This window comes from Flavobacterium solisilvae (assembly GCF_012911605.1).
GTDB classification, from domain to species: Bacteria; Bacteroidota; Bacteroidia; order Flavobacteriales; family Flavobacteriaceae; genus Flavobacterium; species Flavobacterium solisilvae.
Genome location: NZ_JAAMPT010000083.1, coordinates 1 through 272, shown reverse-complemented (window position 1 = coordinate 272; position 272 = coordinate 1). Strand labels below are relative to the sequence as shown.

1 protein-coding gene is annotated in these 272 nt (G+C 39.3%); it reads left to right on the top strand.

What is annotated here, in order from left to right; genetic code table 11:
* On the top strand, positions 1–272 hold a 272-nt coding region (locus G6042_RS00395), incomplete at both ends, for a hypothetical protein (RefSeq protein WP_169522327.1).

Below are 272 nucleotides of genomic sequence, written 5' to 3'. Positions count from 1 at the left end.
CCAGATTTATTAGAAGGCAATCAAACCACGCCAGTATCAACCTACAGCGTAGCGTTTTATGAGGATGCAACCTTAACAACATTGATTACAAATCCATCGGTATACACTAATTTGACTAACCCACAAACCATCTATGTAGTAGTAACCAATACCAATGCTGCTGCCACAACAAGATGTCCAAGCGAAGTAGGAAGCTTTATTTTACAAGTTAATCCAAAACCAATTGTGGCAACCCAATTGGCAGATTTTGCGAGTTGTGATGATATTGATGG